At 73.7% G+C, this 16662-nt stretch carries 14 protein-coding genes; 5 read left to right on the top strand and 9 right to left on the bottom strand.

What is annotated here, in order from left to right:
- The first annotated feature begins 86 nt into the window (after positions 1-86).
- The 5 genes from FM110_RS02025 to pntB all read left to right on the top strand — a co-directional run bounded on the left by FM110_RS02025 (position 87) and on the right by pntB (position 6507).
- Positions 87-845 carry a serine hydrolase domain-containing protein gene (locus FM110_RS02025; RefSeq protein ID WP_087102190.1) on the top strand — a complete coding sequence of 253 codons (759 nt, stop codon included), beginning with the start codon at positions 87-89 and terminating at the stop codon, positions 843-845.
- A gap of 124 nt (positions 846-969) precedes the next feature.
- The gene (locus FM110_RS02020; RefSeq protein WP_087102182.1) at positions 970-2238 is read left to right on the top strand and encodes an NAD-dependent epimerase/dehydratase family protein; all 1269 of its coding nucleotides are present in this window, start codon (positions 970-972) and stop codon (positions 2236-2238) included.
- A complete protein-coding gene (locus tag FM110_RS02015) occupies positions 2238-3377 on the top strand; it encodes a glycosyltransferase (RefSeq protein WP_087102180.1) in 1140 nt (379 codons plus the stop codon). Before FM110_RS02020 ends, FM110_RS02015 begins: the two co-directional genes overlap by 1 nt.
- Positions 3378-3476: 99 nt before the next feature.
- A complete protein-coding gene (locus FM110_RS02010; RefSeq protein WP_087102178.1) occupies positions 3477-5027 on the top strand; it encodes a Re/Si-specific NAD(P)(+) transhydrogenase subunit alpha in 1551 nt (516 codons plus the stop codon).
- Positions 5028-5040: 13 nt separating this feature from the next.
- Positions 5041-6507, top strand: a complete 1467-nt coding sequence (gene pntB, locus FM110_RS02005; protein ID WP_087102188.1) for a Re/Si-specific NAD(P)(+) transhydrogenase subunit beta — start codon at positions 5041-5043, stop codon at positions 6505-6507.
- Here pntB and FM110_RS14215 read toward each other — a convergent pair.
- The 9 genes from FM110_RS14215 to hemE all read right to left on the bottom strand — a co-directional run bounded on the left by FM110_RS14215 (position 6452) and on the right by hemE (position 16621).
- Positions 6452-6979: a hypothetical protein gene (locus tag FM110_RS14215; protein WP_200810143.1), complete on the bottom strand. Its 528-nt coding sequence runs from the start codon at positions 6977-6979 to the stop codon at positions 6452-6454. The genes pntB and FM110_RS14215 overlap by 56 nt on opposite strands.
- 134 nt (positions 6980-7113) lie before the next feature.
- The gene (gene hemL / locus FM110_RS01995) at positions 7114-8484 is read right to left on the bottom strand and encodes a glutamate-1-semialdehyde 2,1-aminomutase (protein WP_087102176.1); all 1371 of its coding nucleotides are present in this window, start codon (positions 8482-8484) and stop codon (positions 7114-7116) included.
- Positions 8485-8510: 26 nt separating this feature from the next.
- Entirely contained in the window at positions 8511-9590 is a 1080-nt protein-coding gene (hemB, locus tag FM110_RS01990; RefSeq protein WP_087102174.1) for a porphobilinogen synthase, read from the bottom strand.
- Positions 9587-10438, bottom strand: a complete 852-nt coding sequence (locus FM110_RS01985) for a uroporphyrinogen-III synthase (RefSeq protein ID WP_087102172.1) — start codon at positions 10436-10438, stop codon at positions 9587-9589. Before FM110_RS01985 ends, hemB begins: the two co-directional genes overlap by 4 nt.
- Positions 10438-11544 (bottom strand): hydroxymethylbilane synthase, encoded by a 1107-nt coding sequence (hemC, locus tag FM110_RS01980; protein WP_087102170.1) that lies wholly within the window; start codon positions 11542-11544, stop codon positions 10438-10440. Before hemC ends, FM110_RS01985 begins: the two co-directional genes overlap by 1 nt.
- Complete coding sequence (locus tag FM110_RS01975; RefSeq protein ID WP_087102168.1) at positions 11541-12827, bottom strand: ferrochelatase; 1287 nt, start codon at positions 12825-12827, stop codon at positions 11541-11543. Before FM110_RS01975 ends, hemC begins: the two co-directional genes overlap by 4 nt.
- 16 nt (positions 12828-12843) lie before the next feature.
- Positions 12844-13587: a hydrogen peroxide-dependent heme synthase gene (gene hemQ / locus FM110_RS01970; protein ID WP_087102167.1), complete on the bottom strand. Its 744-nt coding sequence runs from the start codon at positions 13585-13587 to the stop codon at positions 12844-12846.
- Positions 13584-15392 (bottom strand): protoporphyrinogen/coproporphyrinogen oxidase, encoded by a 1809-nt coding sequence (locus tag FM110_RS01965; RefSeq protein WP_087102165.1) that lies wholly within the window; start codon positions 15390-15392, stop codon positions 13584-13586. Before FM110_RS01965 ends, hemQ begins: the two co-directional genes overlap by 4 nt.
- A complete protein-coding gene (gene hemE, locus FM110_RS01960) occupies positions 15389-16621 on the bottom strand; it encodes a uroporphyrinogen decarboxylase (protein ID WP_087102186.1) in 1233 nt (410 codons plus the stop codon). The genes FM110_RS01965 and hemE overlap by 4 nt, the downstream gene beginning before the upstream one ends.
- Positions 16622-16662: the final 41 nt, after the last annotated feature.

Here is a 16662-nt window from a genome sequence, read left to right as displayed (position 1 = left end):
GCTCGGGGCAGCCAGGGGGCTCGGGGCGCGCGTCTGAGCGCGATGCGCTCGACCTCCTCGACGACTTCGGCTTCGAGGCCGCGGCGATCGTGGTGGGCCCCGAGGGCGTGCGCGCCGCCCGCGGGGACCTCGACCTCGAGCGCACCTGGCGCTCGGTCACCAAGATGCTCACCGGCTACGCGTGCGGCGCGGCCCTGGACCGCGGGATCGTCTCCCTGGACGATGCCGCCGGCCCCGAGGGCTCGACCCTGCGCCACCTGCTGGCCCACGCCTCCGGGTTCTTCTACGACTCCGACGGCGTGCTCATGGCCCCGGGCCGACGCCGCCACTACTCCAACTATGGGATCGACGAGGCCGGGCGCCACGTCGAGCGCGCCCTGGGGCGGGACTTCGGCGACTGGGTGGCGGAGCAGGTGCTCGAGCCGCTGGGCATGGACCGGGTGCGCTGGACCGGATCGCCGTCCGTCGGCGCCTTCGGCCCGATCGCGGACCTGGCCCTGTTCGCGGGCGAGCTGCTGCGCCCCACCCTGCTGTCGCCCGAGACGTTCGCGGCGGTCACGACCGTGCAGCTGGGAGAGCTCGTCGGGATCATGCCCGGCTTCGGCAAGCAGGAGCCCAACCCCTTCGGCCTGGGCTTCGAGGTGCGCGGCGCCAAGTCCCCGCACTGGACGGGCGGGCGCAACGACCCGGCGACCTTCGGGCACTTCGGGATGCAGGGCACCGCCCTGTGGGTGGATCCGAGCGCGCGCCTGGCCCTCGTCGTCGGCACCGCCCACGAGTTCTGCGACGCCCACCGCGAGGTGCTGCCGCGCCTGTCGGACGCGGTGCTCGCCCAGCACGCCTGATCGTCGCGCACCGTTCACCAGGTGGTCGGGACCCGGTCGCATCCGGGGAGATCACCGGGCTATGTTGGAAGCAACCGCGCGCTCTGCGCCGCGGATCGAGTCACGACCTGGAGGTTCCTCGACCATGAAGATCGTCGTCGCCGGTGGAGACGGATTCTGCGGCTGGCCCACGGCCCTGCACCTGTCCGACAGGGGCCATGAGGTCACCATCGTGGACTCGCTGGTCCGCCGCGAGATCGATGAGGAGCTCGGCTCCAACTCGATGACGCCGATCCTCTCCCTCACCGAGCGCGTGGCCGCGTGGAAGGAGGTGTCGGGCCAGGACATCGCCGTCCGCATCGCCGACCTCACGGACTACGACGCCGTCCGGGCGGTCTTCGAGGAGGAGCGCCCCGAGGCCTTCGTGCACTTCGCGGAGCACCGCAGCGCCCCCTACTCGATGATCGACCGCGAGCACGCGATCGCGAACCACCGCAACAACGTCGAGGGCACCCTCAACGTGCTGTGGGCCATCAAGGACGTCGCCCCCGACTGCCACCTGGTCAAGCTCGGGACGATGGGGGAGTACGGCCAGCCCAACATCGACATCGAGGAGGGCTGGATCGAGATCGAGCACAAGGGCCGCACGGACCGCCTCCCGTTCCCCAAGCAGCCCGGCTCCTTCTACCACCTGACCAAGGTGCACGACAGCGACAACATCATGTTCGCGTGCCGCATCTGGGGCATCCGCGCCACCGATCTCAACCAGGGCGTCGTGTACGGGCTCGAGACAGAGCAGACCCGCCGCGACCCGCGCCTGGTCAACCGCTTCGACTACGACGCCGTGTTCGGCACCGCGCTGAACCGCTTCCTCATCCAGGCGGCGATCGGCCACCCGATGACCGTCTACGGCGGCGGCTCCCAGACCCGCGGCTACCTCAACATCGAGGACACGGTGCGCTGCATCGAGATCGCCTGCGACAACCCGGCCGAGCGCGGCGAGTTCCGCGTGTTCAACCAGTTCACCGAGTCCTTCTCCGTCGAGGAGCTCGCCGAGAAGGCGCGGCGGGTGGCGCAGGCGCAGGGGCTGGACGCCCGCATCGACCACATCGCCAACCCGCGGGTGGAGAAGTACGACCACTACTACAACGCGGTCAACACCAACCTGCTGGAGCTGGGGCTGGAGCCCCACCTGCTGACCGACGAGGTCCTCGCGGAGATCCTCGATGTGGCTCGCGCGAACTCCGGGCGCGTGCGCCGCGAGCTCGTGATGCCGGGCGTGACCTGGAAGGACGGCGCGCGTGCGAGCGGCGCTGAGGCGGCCAGCGCCGATGCGAGCGGTGCTCACGCGGGCAACGCCGATGCGGGAGATGCTGATACGGCCAGCGCCGATGCGGAGGGCGCGGCGCGCTGATGCGCATCGCCCTCGTCACCGAGACGTACCTGCCCAGCGTCGACGGGGTCGTCACCCGCCTCACGCACGCGGTCGAGCGCTTCTGCGCGCTGGGGCACGAGGTCATGGTCATCGCGCCGGACCTCGGTGCGGAGCCCTGCGCGGGCGAGCGGATCGTCGGCGTGCGCCCGTGGACCCTGCCGTTCTACAAGCATCGGCGCTTCACGCTGCCGTCCCCGCGCGTGGACGGGATCATCCGCGGCTTCGCCCCCGACGTGGTGCACGCGGCCCAGCCGATCCTGCTCGCCTCCTCGGGGGCGTACGCGGCGCACCGCCAGCGCCTCCCGCTGGTGGCCAGCTACCACACGCACATCCCGCGCTATCTGGACCTCTATCCGGCCTGGCGGTGGGGCAAGAGCGCGGTGTGGTGGCAGATCCGCCGCAACCACGCCCTCGCGGACGTCAACCTCGTCACGAGCGAGACGATGCGCGCCGAGCTGGGCCACCAGGGCCTGCAGAACCTCCACACCCTGCGTCGCGGAGTGGACACCGAGCGCTACCACCCGCGCTTCGCCTCGGCCGAGATGCGGGAGCGCCTGACGGGCGGGCGCCCGGACAAGAAGCTCCTGGTGTTCGTGGGGCGCCTGGCCGCGGAGAAGGAGATCTCCACGCTGCTGCCGATGGTGCAGCGGCGCGCCGACGTCGCGCTGGCGATCGTGGGAGATGGCCCCTACCGCGGCGAGCTCGAGGAGATGTTCGCGGGCACGCGGACCGTCTTCCCCGGGTTCCTGCGCGGGGAGGAGCTGGCGGCGGCCTTCGCGAGCGCCGACGCCTTCGTGTTCCCCTCCGTCACCGAGACCCTCGGTCTGGTGATCCTGGAGGGGATGGCCTCGGGCCTGCCCGTCGTCGCCGCGCGCTCCGGCCCGACCGGCGAGCAGATCCGCGACGGCGCGACGGGACTGCTGTACGACGCCGGCGATGAGGCGTCGCTGGACCGCCAGATCGACCGGCTGGGGGACCCGGAGATCGTCGGGCCGATCCGCGAGGCCGCCCGCGCCGAGGCCGAGAAGCACTCGTGGGAGGCGGCGAGCGACGACCTGCTGCGGTTCTACGAGATGGCGATCGCGTCCCGGCGGCAGCGGCGGTCGGCGCCGCGCTGACGCGGAGCGCCGTGCTGACCCAGAGCAGCGCGCCCCTGACCAGGCGCGCGGTCCCGGAAGTCCCGGACGGCGAGAGCGTCTCCATGATGTGATCGGGGTATGCAGATCGCCATCGGCCGGGAGGCCGCGCCCGAGGAGCGCCGCGTCGCCGCGACGCCCGCCACGGTCACGAAGCTCCGCGCACTGGGGCATGAGGTGCTGGTCGAGGCCGGCGCGGGGGAGCGGGCCAGCCAGCCCGACGCCGCGTACGCCGAGGCCGGGGCCCGCATCAGCCCCGACCCCGCGGAGATCTGGGGCAGCGACATCGTCCTGGCCGTGGACAAGCCCACTCCCGAGCAGGTCGCGATGATGCGCGCCGGCGCCGTGCTCGTGACCTTCCTCCAGCCCGCCCAGTACCCGCAGCTGGTCGAGGCGCTCCGCGCCCAGGGCGTCACGGCGCTCGCGATGGACATGGTCCCGCGCATCTCGCGCGCCCAGTCCCTCGACGCGCTGTCCTCGATGGCCAACATCTCCGGCTACCGCGCCGTGATCGAGGCCGCCAGCCGCTTCGGCCGCTTCTTCACCGGGCAGGTCACCGCCGCCGGGAAGGTCCCGCCCGCCAACGTGTTCGTGATCGGCACCGGCGTGGCGGGCCTGGCCGCGATCGGCGCTGCGAACGGCCTGGGCGCCCAGGTGCGCGCGACCGACGTGCGGCCCGAGACCGCCGAGCAGGTGCGCTCGATGGGCGCGGAGTTCATCGCCCCGCGCGACGTGCAGCAGGAGGTCTCCTCCGACGGCTACGCCAAGGAGACCAGCGCGGACGCCGCGGCGGCCTTCGCCGAGCTGTACGCGGCCCAGACCGCGCAGGCCGACATCGTCATCACCACCGCCGCGATCCCCGGTCGCCCCTCGCCGCGGCTCATCACCGCCGAGATGGTTGCCGCGATGAAGCCCGGCAGCGTGATCGTCGACCTCGCGGCCCTCGGCGGCGGCAACTGCGAGCTCACCCGGCCCGGGGAGACGTTCACGACCGACAACGCGGTCACGATCGTCGGCTGGACCGACATGCCCTCGCGCCTGCCCGGCCAGTCCAGCCAGCTGTACGGCACCAACCTGGTGAACCTGCTGACGCTGATGACGCCCGCCAAGGACGGCGAGCTCGTGATCGACCTCGATGACGTCATCATCCGCACCATGTGCGTGGCCCACGACGGCACCACGATGTACCCGCCGCCGCCCGTGCAGGTCGCCGCCGCCCCGGCCCCGGCCGCGCAGGAGGCCCCCGCAGCGGCCGCCGCCGAGCCCGCTGCGCCCAAGCAGCCCAAGCCCTGGTGGATCACGTACCTCGCGGTCGTGATCCCGTTGCTCGCGTTCATCGTCATGTCGCTGACCACGCCCGGCAGCTTCCTCGTCCACGCATGGGTGTTCGCGCTCGCAGTGATCGTCGGCTACTACGTGGTCTGGCGCGTCAACCACGCCCTGCACACGCCGCTGATGTCCGTGACCAACGCGGTCAGCGGGATCATCGTCGTCGGCGCGATCCTGCAGATCACCAGCGAGAATCCGCTGGTGAAGGCGCTCGCGTTCTGCGCGGTGCTCATCGGCACGATCAACATCGTCGGCGGCTTCGCCGTCACCCAGCGCATGCTCACCATGTTCAGGAGGGGCTGACGTGCTCGACACCATGCTCGCCAACGCGACCAACGCCGCCTACCTCGCGGCCGCCATCCTCTTCGTGCTCGCCCTCGCGGGGCTGTCCACGCACGAGACCTCCAAGATGGGCAACGCCTTCGGGATCACCGGCATGGCGCTCGCCCTCGGCGCCGCGATCACCCACGCCTTCACCGGCGCGGCGCAGGCCGAGGGCGCGATGACCAACCTCATCGTCTCGGCCGCCCTGCTGGTGGTGGCGATGCTGATCGGCGGGGCCATCGGCCTGTGGCGCGCGCTCAAGGTCGAGATGACCGGCATGCCCGAGCTCGTCGCGCTGCTGCACTCCTTCGTGGGCGCCGCCGCCGTGCTGGTGGGCTACGGCTCCTGGATCGAGTCCCTGCCCGCGCAGGCGCTCGGCCACGTCGACGCCCTCCACCTGGTCGAGGTGTTCCTGGGCGTGCTGATCGGCGCGGTGACGCTCACGGGCTCGCTCGTCGCCTACGGCAAGCTCAACGGGCGCCTGCCCTCGAAGCCGCTCACGCTCCCGGCGCGCAACCTCATGAACGCCGCGGCCCTCGTGATCGCGCTGGTCCTCGGCGTCGTCTTCGCCGCGGTCCCGAGCCTGTGGGTGCAGATCCCGTGCCTGCTGGCGATCACCGTCATCGCGCTCGCCCTCGGCATCCACCTGGTGGCGGCGATCGGCGGCGCGGACATGCCCGTCGTCGTCTCGATGCTCAACTCCTACTCCGGCTGGGCCGCGGCCGCCGCGGGCTTCATGCTCGGCATCGACGTGCTGATCGTGACGGGCGCCCTCGTCGGCGCCTCCGGCGCGATCCTCAGCTACATCATGTGCCGCGCGATGAACCGCTCCTTCGTCTCGGTGATCCTGGGCGGCTTCGGCAACGACGGCTCGAGCGCCGCCGCGGAGGTAGACGGGGAGATCCACGAGACCAGCGCCGCGGACCTCGCCGCGGATCTGCTGCAGGCCCGCAGCGTGGTCATCGCTCCCGGGTACGGCATGGCCGTGGCCCAGGCGCAGTACCCGGTCGCGGACCTCACGCAGCGCCTGCGGGATCGCGGCGTCGAGGTGCGTTTCGGCATCCACCCCGTCGCCGGGCGCCTGCCCGGGCACATGAACGTGCTGCTGGCCGAGGCCAAGGTGCCCTACGACATCGTGCTCGAGATGGACGAGATCAACGACGACTTCGCGAAGACCGACGTGGTCCTCGTGATCGGCGCCAACGACACCGTCAACCCCGCCGCCTCCGATCCGGGCTCGCCGATCGCGGGCATGCCCGTGCTGCGCGTGTGGGAGGCCAAGCAGGTGGTCGTGTTCAAGCGCGGCATGAGCGCCGGCTATGCCGGGGTGCAGAACCCGCTGTTCTTCGAGGACAACACGCAGATGTTGTTCGGGGACGCGAAGGCGTCGGTGCAGGCGATCCTCAGCGCCCTCGACGCAGCAGCGCCCGCAGCCCCCGCCGCGGCCGGGGCCCGCTGAGACCTGGCTCGCTTAGGCCTGGCCCGCTCACCTCGGAGTCGCGCGGGCGAGGATCGCTGGCTCGGGACCCGTCGACGGGGAGCTGGGGCTCCTCGACGGCGGGCTCCTTCATTCCGACGTCCGGGTCGTCCGCGCCGTCGGGGTCAACGGCGTCGAGGTCATCGTCAGCGGCATCAGCGAAGCCCTCATCCGCGGGCTCGTCGTCCTCGATCCACTCATCGATGAAGCCGATGTCGCTCTCGTCCCGCGGGCGGTACTCGCTGCGGGCGGGCAGCTGATCGGCGACGTCCGCGTACTCGATCTCCTGCGGTGCCGGGACGTCCTCCGTGCGATGGGGGACGGGGCAGGTCCAGAAGTAGGGGCATCCCGGGCAGCCCTCGCGCTCGCCGTCGGGCGAGGCCTCGCGCTGCATCTGGACGGAGTCCACCTGCTCCAGGATGCGCAGGCGCTCGACGTACGGGTTGATCTCCATCGTGGGGACAGGGTACGTCGCGTGCGCGGCGGTTCTGGCCGGGGCGGCGTCCAGAGTCTGCAGCGAGACGGCACGCGCCCCGTCATATCCGAGGCGTCTGCTCTCTCACTGCAATCTCTGGACGGGAAGCCGCCTCAGCCTTCCGCCGCCGCGCGGGCCGCGGCGGGCAGCGCCTCGGCGATGCGGTCGATGGCCTCGGAGTCGTGCGCGGTGGAGAGGAACCATGCCTCGAAGGCCGACGGCGGCAGGTAGATGCCCGAGTCCAGCAGCGAGTGGAAGAAGCGCCCGAAGGCCGCGGTGTCCTGGGCCTTCGCGTCGGCGTAGCCGCGCACCGGGGCCTCGCGGAAGAACACCGAGAACAGCGTCCCGGCCCGCTGGACCACATGCGGCACGCCCGCCTCGGCGAGGGCATCGCCCACCAGGCCCTGCAGCAGCTCCGAGGTCTTGGCGATCGCCGCGTACGCCGCATCGTCCAGCCCCTCGAGGGTGGCCAGGCCCGCGGCCGTGGCCAGCGGGTTCCCCGACAGCGTCCCGGCCTGGTAGACGGGGCCGGCCGGTGCCAGCAGCGCCATCACGTCCTCGCGCCCGCCGAAGGCGCCCACGGGCAGGCCGCCGCCGATCACCTTGCCGAAGGTCATGAGATCCGGCGCCCAGGCGTCGCCGTCCGCCGTGCCCGGCGCCGGACCGTCGACGCCGTAGTAGCCCTCGCGGGCGGCCCGGAAACCGGTGAGGACCTCATCGGAGATCAGCAGCGCGCCGTGGGCGTGCGCGGTCTCGGCCAGGAAGCGGTTGAAACCGATGCGTGCGCCCGAGCCGTCCCCGGCATCGACCGTCGGCGGGGCGATGACGCCCATGTTCGCGGGCGCCGCCTCGGTGATGATCGCCGCGATCTCGCTGCCGCGCTCGGCGAACAGGGCCCGCACAGCCTCGGCATCGCCGTAGGGGAGCACCAGGGTGTCCTTCGCGCTGGCCGCGGTCACGCCCGCGGAGCCGGGCATGCCGAAGGTCGCGACCCCGCTGCCGGCCTCGGCCAGCAGGGCATCCGCATGGCCGTGGTAGCAGCCGGCGAACTTCACGATCACGTCGCGGCCGGTGGCGGCGCGCGCCAGGCGCAGCGCCGTCATCGTCGCCTCCGTGCCGGAGTTGACCAGGCGCACGGACTCCACGGGCCGGATGCGGGAGATGATCTCCTCCGCGAGCGACACCTCGCCCGCCTGCGGCGCGCCGAAGGACAGGCCGCGCCCGGCGGCCTCGCGGACCGCCTCGACGATGCGCGGGTTCGCGTGGCCCAGGATCATCGGGCCCCACGAGCCCACGAGGTCCACGTACTCACGGCCGTCGACGTCGCGCAGGTACGCGCCGGCGGCCTCGGCGATGAACGGCGGGGTGCCGCCCACGGAGCCGAAGGCGCGGACGGGGGAGTTCACGCCCGAGGGGATCACGCGACGGGCGCGCGTGAACAGCTCCTCGGACAGGGCGCCGCGGGCGGCGGGGGTCTCGGTCATGGGGTCCTCCTCAGGACGGAGAGCGGTCAGGCGAACTCGGCCAGGTGCTCGGGCAGGCCGCCCTGCAGCCACCCGGCGGCCTCGCTCGCATGGTAGGTAAGCACGCAGGTCGCGCCCGCGCGGCGGAAGGCCAGCAGGGACTCCAGCACGGTGCGCTCGCGATCCACCCAGCCGTTCGCGGCGGCCGCCTCGATCATCGCGTACTCGCCGGACACCTGGTAGGCGCCCACCGGCACGGGCGAGGCCTGGGCCACGTCCCGCAGCACGTCGAGATAGGGCAGGCCGGGCTTGACCATCACCAGGTCCGCACCCTCGGCCACGTCCAGCTCGAGCTCCCGCAGCGCCTCGCGGCCGTTGGCCGGATCCTGCTGGTACGTGCGGCGATCCCCCTGCAGGGAGGAGCCGACGGCGTCGCGGAACGGGCCGAAGAATGCCGAGGCGTACTTGGCGGTGTACGCGAACAGGGACACGTCGGTGAAGCCCTCGGCATCCAGGGCGTCGCGAATCGCGGCGATCTGGCCGTCCATCATCCCCGACGGACCCAGCATGTGCGCGCCCGCGCGGGCCTGCGCGAGCGCCATCTCGCGGTAGCGCTCGAGCGTGGCGTCGTTGTCGACGGCCCCGCGCGCATCGAGTACGCCGCAGTGGCCGTGGTCGGTGAACTCGTCCAGGCAGGTGTCGGCCATGATCACGGTGGCATCGCCCAGCTCCTCACGCAGGCGCGCCAGGCCCCGGTTCAGCACCCCGGCAGGGTCGGTCGCGCCGGAGCCGACCGCGTCCTTGGCCTCGGGCACGCCGAACAGCATGAGGCCGCCCACCCCGCGTTCGACGGCCTCGCGGGCCGCCGCGACCAGGGAGTCCTCGGTGTGCTGGAGCACGCCGGGCATCGACGCGATGGGCTGCGCCGTCTCGATGCCCTCGCGCACGAACATCGGCAGGATCAGGTCCCGCGAGCGCAGGGTGTGCTCGCGGACGAGCGCCCGGACCGCGCCCGTGGCGCGCAGGCGGCGCGGCCGGTCGATCGGGCTCAGCAGGGGATTCGCGCCCAGTGCGGTCGAGGTCGCACCGGTCGGGGCCGACGTCGGGGGAGTGGGATCGGGGCTCATGCGGGGTGGTCCTCCGTGGGGTGCAGGGCGGTCGCGACGGCGCGCGCCAGGGCGTCGGGCGTCGGGGCCTCGGCCTCGACGTCCACGCGCAGGCCCGCCTCGCGGGCGGCGGCCGTGGTGGGCGCGCCGATCGTGACGACCTGCGTGGACAGGTGGATGGGCAGGGCCGCGGCCAGGCGCGCGATCATCGAGCTGGTCAGCACGATCGCGGCGTAGTGAGCGGTCGCGAGGTCCTGCACGACGGCCGGGTCGATGCTCGTGGATCTCGGCCGGTAGGCGATCTCCTGGCGCACCGCGTACCCGAGCGAGCGCAGGCCCTCGGGCACGGTCGCGGCGGCGGCCGACGACGCCGGGAACAGCACCGGGCGCGCATCGCCCGCGGCGGGGGCGGGCATCCGGGCGACGAGGGCCTTCCCCGAGCCGTGGGCGACCAGGTCGGGCTCGATACCCCGCTCGCGCGCGCACGCCGCCGAGCCCTCGCCGACCACCGCCACGCGCGTGCCCTCCGGCACCGACCAGGAGACGCCGCGCGCGACGGCGGAGTCCGAGCCGTCGAAAGCGTCGAGCGCATCGAACACCGCGCAGGAGGTGATGACCAGCCAGGAGAATGCACCGGAGGCGAGATCCTCGACGGCCTCGCGCATATCCGTGTCGGTCTCCGGGACGAGCTCGATGAAGGGGTGGTGCTCGGGCGCGCACCCGAGTTCGCGCAGGCGCTCCATCAGGTCCGCCCCGGCGCCCGCGGGGCGCGGCAGCAGGACGCGCGGAGCTGTTGCGTCTGCGGGGCCGCCGTCGGCCGCGCCATCGGCGGATGGGCCGGTGCTGCGGGGCGCGGGCGATGCGGTCATCAGGACTCCTGGGCGGGCTCGGAACGGGGAGCGACGGGAACGGCCGACGCCGCCGCGGCCGGGGATGCCGCGGACGGGGACGCGGAACCGGTGCGGACCTCGACGGCCGCCGCGCTCAGCAGATCGCCCGCGCCACGGGACAGGAGGTCCGCGGCCAGGCGCTCGCCCAGGGCGGCGGCGATCTCCTCGAGGGTCTCACGTCCCTCCGACATCCCCGCGGTCGACTCGTCATGCACCGTCATCCCCAGCGCCTCGGCATCCAGCGCCGAGGTCATGTCCCCGTCGATCACGCGCGTCCCGTCGGGGGAGACCGCGAGGGCCCGCAGGCGCAGCGTGCCCGCCTCCAGGGTGCCGAGCGCACCGACCGGGGCGGAGCAGCCCGCCTCCAGGGTGCGCAGCAGCGTGCGCTCGGCGATGACCGCGGCGCGGGTGGACGGGTCGTCCTCCGCGCGCATGGCCGCGCCCAGCTCGCCGTCGAGGTCCCCGGTGCGGATCTCGACCGCGAGGGCCCCCTGCGCGGGCGCAGGCAGCATGACATCAGGATCCAGCAGCTCGGTGATCACGCCCTCCTTGCCCAGGCGCCGCAGCCCCGAGGCCGCGAGCACCACGGCGTCGAGATCCGCATCGGGCCCCTGCGCGCGGGCCAGGCGGGTGTCCACGTTCCCGCGGATCGCCACGATGCGCAGGTCGGGGCGGCGGCGCAGCAGCTGGGCCGCACGGCGCGGTGAGCCCGTGCCCACGCTCGCGCCCTCCGGCAGCGCGGCCAGCGTCAGACCGTCGCGGGCGCACAGGGCGTCGCGGACGTCCTCACGCGCGGGGATGCACGCGATCGCGAGGCCATCGGCCGGGGCCGTCGGCAGGTCCTTGGCGGAGTGGACGATCGCGTCGACCTCCCCGTTCAGCAGCGCCCGCCGCACGGCCGTGACGAAGACGCCCGTGCCGCCGATCTGCGCCAGCGGGCTCTCACGGTCGACGTCCCCGTGGGTGGCCACGTGCACGAGCTCCATGTCCGCCCCCGGCAGGTGCGCCGCGACGGCCCGGGCGATCTGCCCGGACTGCGCGAGCGCGAGCGCAGAGGCGCGGGTGCCCACCCGCAGGGCCGTCACGCAGGCTCCTTCTGATCCGAGGACCGCTGCGCGGATGCCTCGGCCGCGACGAGGTCCTCGCCCGAGTCGATCGCCGAGGTGGTCGGCGCGATCCTCGCGCGGGGCGAGCCGTTCAGGCAGCACGAGGCGCCGCAGACGTCCGGGGTGCCGCCGAAGTCGGTGACCTCGCGGACCTCGACCCCCTCGCGCAGGCGCTCCTCGATGAGGTCCACCAGGGCCTCGATGAAGCGGGGGTCCGCCCCTGAGGTCGCGGCGCGGCGGAAGGCGAGGCCCTGCTCCGCGGCGGTCTCCTTGGCCTCGGTGTCCAGGTCCCACACCACCTCGACGTGGTCGGTGACGAAGCCGATCGGCACCACGACCACGGCATCGGCCTGATCGTCGGTCTTCACGCGCTCGATCACGTCGTTGACGTCGGGCTCGAGCCACGGGATGTGCGGGGCGCCCGAGCGGGACTGGTAGACGAGCTCCCACGCGGGCAGCGCACCCGGAGCATTCCCGTCGGCGGGTGCGCCCAGCTGCTCCATGACGTAGCGGCAGGCCGCGAGGTGCTGGGCCACGTACCAGCCGCCCTCGCCCTCGCTGCCGCGCGTCTCCTCCGGCCCCGAGGCCAGCGACATCGCGGTCGGGATCGAGTGGGTCGAGAACAGCACGCGCGTGCGCGCAGAGTCGTGCCCCTCGGCGGCGAGCTCCGCGAGGCAGGAGCGGACCGAGTCGACGACGGGATCGAGGAAGCCCGGGTGGTCGAAATAGACGCGGATCTTGTCGACGGTCAGTTTGCCCAGCAGGCCGGCGGAGACGAGCGCCTTGCCGAAGTCCTCGCGGTACTGGCGGCACGAGGAGTACGACGAGTACGCGCTGGTGACGATCCCCAGCGCATGGCGGTGCCCGTCGCGGTGAACGGCCCGGATGGTGTCCTCGATGTACGGCTCCCAGTTGCGGTTGCCCCAGTACACGGGCAGGTCGATGCCGCGCGCGGTCAGGGCGGTCTCGAGCGCGGCGATCATCGCCCGGTTCTGATCGTTGATCGGGGACTTCCCGCCGAGGGCGCGGTAGTGCCCGGCGACCTCCTCGAGGCGCTCGTCGGGGATCCCGCGGCCGCGGGTCACGTTGCGCAGGAACGGCAGGACGTCGTCCTGGCCCTCGGGGCCGCCGAAGGAGGCGAAGACGATCGCGTCGATCTCGCGGGGCAGGGCGCGGCGGCGGTGGGTGTCGTCCTCGGTGCCGGGCACGAGGGGGGCGATGAGCGCCTCCGGGGCGGGGCGCTCGGGAAGGGCGGTGGCCATGATGCGGTCCTCGATATCAGAGCAGGATGTCGGCGACGTCGCCGGCCTCGGCCAGGCGGCGGCCCACGTGGAAGGGGAGCTCGTCGCGCACGTGCAGGCGCGCCTTGGAGTAGCGCAGGTGGCGCATCATGTCGACGAGGTCGTGGAGGTCCGCGGCCTCGAAGGACAGCAGCCACTCCCAGTCGCCCAGGGCGAACGCGGCGACGGTGTTCGCGTGCACCTGCGGGTAGTCGCGGCCCAGCTTGCCGTGCTCGATGAGCATCTCGCGGCGCTCGTCCTCGGGCAGCAGGTACCAGTCGTAGGAGCGGGTGAAGGGGTAGACGGTGACCCACTCGTGCGGGGTGCGCGAGGGGGACATGAACGCGGGGGCATGGGAGCGGGTGAACTCGGCGTCGCGGTGCACGCCGACGGCGCTCCACGCGCGGACCAGCCCGTCGGCCGCCTGCGAGCGCTCGAAGATCCGCAGCGCGTGCTGGAGGTCCTCGGGCTTCTCGGCGATCAGCCACAGCATGACGTCGTCCTCGGGGCGGAAGCCGGAGGCGTCGTAGAGGCCGCGCACGGTCACGCCGAGCGCCTCGATGGCCTCGACGGCGCGGGTGATCTCCGCGGCCAGCGCGTCGCGCTCGGTCACGCCGGGGGCGCCGATGCGGGTGAAGACGGTGTACGAGGTGTAGCGGATCAGCTCGGTGCCCTGCGCGGCATCGGCCGCGGTCTCGGCGGGGGCGCCTTGGTGGGCCTGGGGGGCGGTCTGCTCGGTCATGCTGCGGATCCTTCCGTGGGGGTGGACTGCGATGTCTCGGGTGAGGCGGACTGGGGTGATGCGGGGTCGGGCGGTGCTGCCGCGGGTGATGTGGGCTCGGGCGGAGCGCTCGGGGGTGATGGGGGCTCGGGCGCGGTCGTGTCGCTGGGCAGGTCAGAGGCCAGGCGGCGCCGCTCGGCGGCGGCGATCGCGTCCAGGCCCGTGCCGTCCCGCCAGGAGCCGACGAGCTCGAGGTCCGTGCGGGGCTCCAGCAGGGCGCCCAGGCGCTCGAGGGCCTCGCGGTGTCCGGGCTTGGCCTGGCGCATGGCGCGGTCCCAGGTGATCGCGCGGGCGCCGCGCAGGTGCTCGCGGGTCAGCGGCGTGCTCAGGATGAACGACGCATCGGCCAGGGCGCGATCCACGAGGGCCGAGCGTCCGCCGGTCTGCTCGCGGGCGGTGTCGTCCGCGGGCAGCTCCTCGCCGGGGCGCCCGTAGGACAGGCGCACGACGTGCAGGTGCTCGCCGCAGCCGCGGGCGGCCTCGCGCACGTGGTCCCACTTGGCGCTCGCGTGGGTGAGGGCCTTAGCGCGGACCGCCTCGGTGCCGGGGGCCACGAGGGCGCCGGTCCCGGAGGGGGCGTCGTCGAGAGCGGGCGCGTCGAGGGCCAGGGCGACGAGGCGGACGGGGGAGGACGGGGCCTCGGGGATCGCGGCGGCGAGCTCGGGCTCGGATCCGCGGAGGAGACGGGCCGAGACGTCCGGCGGGCAGGCGAGGACGAGGACGTCGGCGTGCAGGGAGCTGTCGTCGTCGAGGCGGACGCTCCAGGCGGCGGGGCCGTCGGCCGCGGCGGGGATGCCCGCGGCGCCGGGGAAGCCGTCGCCGTCTCCACCGCCCGGCGCGTTGCGCGTCACGGACACGACGCCGACGCCGATGCGGATCCGGGCGCCGTGCTCGCGCAGCGTGCGCTCGAGGGCGCGGGGCAGCTCGGCCATCGTCGGCCGGATCGACCGGACGGCCGTGCCCGGGGTCTTCGCGCCGCCCGTCGCGCTTGCGCCGCGCCCTGTCGTGGTCGCGGCGCGCCCCGTCGCGGCGCCGTTCCCCGTCGGGGTGCCCGTGCCCGGGCGCAGGGCCCGGACCGCGGCGGCCAGGGAGCCGTGCTCGCGGACGGCGGCGGGCAGGCGCGGCTGGATCGCGGTGAGCTCGAGGGTCTCCGGATCGGCGGAGTGCACGCCGCCGACGACCGGCGCGACGAGGCGCTCGACGACGCGGCGGCCCATGCGCGTGCGGACGTACTGCCCGATCGTCACGCCCGGACGCAGCCCGACCGAGGCGGGCAGCAGGCGGTCCGCGGCGGCGCGGAGGGCCCCGACGGGGCCGAGCACGGTGCGGACCTCGCGCGAGAGCGGACGCCCGGGGATGCCCAGGAGGCCGCCGCGCGGGGAGGGCAGGGAGCCGGCGTCGGAGACGAGACGGCTGCCGCGGCCGGCGGCGGGGGAGACCACGGCATCGGCCAGGCCCAGCTGGTCCAGCAGCTCCTCGACCGCGCCCGAGGTGACCGAGAAGGCCTCCGCACCGGCGTTGATCTCGAGGTCGGTGAGGGCCGTGGAACCGTCGGTCTCGGTCTCGGTCTTGGTCTCGGCCTCGGTCTCGGCGGCGGCGCGGTCGCTGCTCGCGACGTGCGTGGCCATGAAGGTCGTGGCCGCGACGGCCCCGCCCACGACGGGCTCGGGCTCGACCAGCGTGACCGCGTCGCCCGCGAGGGCATGGCGGCGCGCGGCGAGCAGCCCGGAGATGCCGGCGCCGACGACCAGGACGGAGCGCGTCATGCCCGTGCGCCGCCGCTCGCAGCGCCCGCCGTCTCGTGGAGGAAGGCGACGAGGTCGGTGAGCACCTGCGGATCGGTCTCGGGCGGCACGCCGTGGCCCAGGTTCACCACGTGCCCCGGGGCCGCGGCGCCGCGCTCGAGCACGGCGCGGGCCTCGGCGAAGCGGGCCTCCTCGCCGGTGAACAGCACGGCGGGATCGATATTGCCCTGCACGGGCACGCCGCCGCCGAGCGCGTCGATCGCGTGATCGAGGCGGATGCGGTGGTCTGCGCCCATCACGGTCGCGCCCGCATCGTGCATGGCGCCCAGCAGGTGGCTGGCGCCCACGCCGAAGTGGATGCGCGGGACGGGCAGGTCGGAGACGGCCCCGAGCACCGCGGCCGAGTGCTGCAGCACGTGGGCGCGGTAGACCTCCTCGGACAGGGAGCCGACCCAGGAGTCGAAGAGCTGCACGGCGGAGGCGCCGGCGAGCACCTGGGCGCGCAGGAAGCGCCCGGAGGCCTCGGCGACCCAGGCCGCGAGGCGGTCCCACAGCTCGGGGCGGTCGCGCATGAGGGCGCGGGTGCGCAGGTGGTCGCGGCTGGGCCCGCCCTCGACCATGTACGAGGCGACGGTGAAGGGTGCGCCGCAGAAGCCGATGAGCGGGGTGGTGCCCAGCTCTGCGACGGTCAGGCGGACGCTCTCGCGGATCGGCGCGAGCGCCTCCTCGAAGGCGTCGCCGAGCGGGGGCAGGGCGTCGATATCGGCCTCGGTGCGGATCGGGTGGGCGAAGACGGGGCCGCGGCCCGGCTGGATCTCGACGTCGAGCCCGGCCAGCATCGCGGGCACGACGATGTCGGAGAAGAAGATGCCGGCGTCCACGCGGTGGCGGCGCACGGGCTGCACGGTGATCTCGGCGACGAGCTCGGGCTGCACGCACGAGTCGAGCATCGTGATGCCCTCGCGGACCTTCCGGTACTCCGGGAGGGAGCGCCCGGCCTGGCGCATGAACCACACGCTCGCGCGCTCGTCCGGCCCGCTGGACCGCTCGCCGCGGTACTGCCGCAGCAGCGGCGCGTCGGACGTCCCGCCCGCGGCGGCGTCGCGGTAGGCCGGATGCTCGGCCGGGAGGGCGCCCGCGGGCTCGCCCGGGGCGGCGGTCGGGAGCGCGGACGGCCCCGCCGACGCGGACGCCTCGGGATCTGACGTCGCGTCGTGAAAAATGGTCTCTGACGTGCTGTTCTTCTCCATCGTCCGTCCATTGTGCATGGCCCGGCGGCGCGCCGCCGGAT

This window comes from Brachybacterium nesterenkovii, from assembly GCF_900163655.1.
Taxonomy (GTDB): domain Bacteria; phylum Actinomycetota; class Actinomycetes; order Actinomycetales; family Dermabacteraceae; genus Brachybacterium; species Brachybacterium nesterenkovii.
Note: the sequence above shows the minus strand (reverse complement) of the source record. Positions and strands in the feature narration are given on the sequence as shown.